This is a genomic window from Pseudomonas sp. 05N434, assembly GCF_056396965.1.
This window is the reverse complement of the sequence record NZ_JBFTMK010000734.1, coordinates 1-1,983: the sequence shown is the minus strand read 5'-3', so window position 1 is coordinate 1,983 and position 1,983 is coordinate 1. Positions and strand designations below refer to the sequence as shown.

Below are 1,983 nucleotides of genomic sequence, written 5' to 3'. Positions count from 1 at the left end.
ATACGCTCCATCGCATAGAGATAAGCCTCATGACCGCAGCCTGGGGGCAACGGAATATTGATATTCGCTCCCAATCCCGCGCCGCGGCCGCGATCGGCTTCACCGCTGTAACCGGCGGGGAAACAGCTGTCTTGATGCAGCGAAATGGTCAGCACATCACCGCGTTCCTCAAAGATTGATTGAGTACCGTTGCCGTGGTGCACATCCCAGTCGATCACCGCGACTTTGCCCAGGCCACGGTGTGCTTTTGCGGCTTCAATGGCGATGGCGATATTGGCCAGGAAGCAGAAACCCATGGCGCTGTCGGCCAGGCAGTGGTGACCCGGTGGGCGTGACAGAGAGTAGGCATTGTCGACCTCGCCGGACAGTACGGCATCGACCGCTGCCATGGCCAGTCCGGCGGACAGCCTGGCTATTTCATAACTGCCGGGCCCAATGGGAGCGTTCGGCCCCAATTCGCCGCCGCCGGCATCACTCATGGCCTTGAAGCGTTGCAGGTAGTCAGGCGTATGAACCCGTAGCAGATCCTCATCCGCTGCCGCATTGGCGCTTCGTACCTGTAAGTGTCGGGTCAGGCCGGAAACGTCCAGCAGGCTCTTCAGACGGCGCTTGGTTTCCGGCGATTCGGCGTGGCCGGCAGCGGCAGGCGGTTGCACCCAACCTCCCACCGGCAAGGTCAAGGCGTGCAGTCCGGCGCTGTGCCAGAGGCTGAGTTCGTCGAAGAAAAACGCACTTTTTCGGCTCATCGTTCTTTCCATTTTCTTTAGGGTAAAAGGACCACTCACGCGCTAGGGCGGCAGCTCAGAATCAACACCAGGGACAGCAAAGTGATGCAGGCCCCTCCGATAAGCAGCGATTGGAAACCGCCGCTGGCTTCGATCAGCCGGCCAGCCACTGTCGGGCCGATGGCGAGGCCACCACCGATCACAAGGTTGGAGGCATTCATCAGTTTTCCGGAACGGTCGAGGTCGGCCAGGCAGGCCAGAATCAACGGCAGAATGAAGGTCCAGGTGAACTTGAAAAGCAGCGCAGCCAAAGCAAAGCGCAGCATTTCAGGTTGGCCCAGCAACAGCAGCACCGAGCCTGCCATCAGCCCGTAACCCAGCAGCAACAACAGCAGGCGTGGCAGACGATTGCCGATCAGCGAGGCACAACCCGCACCGACAATGCCTGTCACCGTAGCAACGGCAAGAATCTCGCCGCTGGACTCGGCAGAGAGGCCGGCGTGGGTGCTGATGGAACCGATAAAGGTCCAGACGCCGCTCAGGCTGATGTAAAAACTCAGGATGGCAAGAATGCCTAGTGCCGCCTTCCACTTCGAGGCGAGGGCTACTCGCTCGGCGGTTTTCTCAGTCGGCGGGCTGCCTTGGGGAAAGTAACGGGCCATTGGCAAAAAGACCGTCATCAGCCCTGCAAGGATCAAGTAGCAGGCTGACAGCCCGTAGTGTTCGAACAGGCGTGGCAGGATGCTCAAGCCAATCGCCCCGACCACCAGTTGCCCCATCACCCATAAGCCATAGACGCGATCGGGGTTGGACGTCGAGGCGGCGCTGGACAGACAGATGATCATCAGTGAACCGCCGGCCAGGGCGCTGCAAAAGCGCAATGCCAGGWGTAGCGAATAATTGTGGGCAAGCATCGAGAGCAGGTTGGCTGCAATGAACAGTATCCCGGCCAGCAATGCGGCGCGGCGCCAGTCGATACGTTTGAGCCACCAGAGAGCGGGCAGGGTGGCCAGGCTCATGGCACCGAGTTCGGTGGAGAACAGATTGCCTATCTGTGACGGGCTCAGCTGCCATTGAGTTGCCAGTTGCGCCGCCACAGCCGGTGCGGTCATAAGGATGGTCGGGGTGATGGCGGCGAACAACACAATGGCTGCCAGCAATGCCAGTTGGGATGATGCGAGCGAACGGTGATTGGTCAGCGGTTTGGTCTGGGTGTTCATGTTCAAGCTCCGATGAATGAATTCAGAACACATGGACC

Annotated in this window: 2 protein-coding genes; both read right to left on the bottom strand. The window is 59.7% G+C overall.

The window, feature by feature from the left end; genetic code table 11:
* Positions 1–746: arginase family protein (locus AC1DLB_RS28755; RefSeq protein ID WP_477786164.1), on the bottom strand; the 746-nt coding region annotated here is incomplete at its 3' end.
* A 35-nt stretch (positions 747–781) separates the two neighbouring features.
* Positions 782–1,945 (bottom strand): MFS transporter, encoded by a 1,164-nt coding sequence (locus AC1DLB_RS28750; RefSeq protein WP_477786163.1) that lies wholly within the window; start codon positions 1,943–1,945, stop codon positions 782–784.
* Positions 1,946–1,983: the final 38 nt, after the last annotated feature.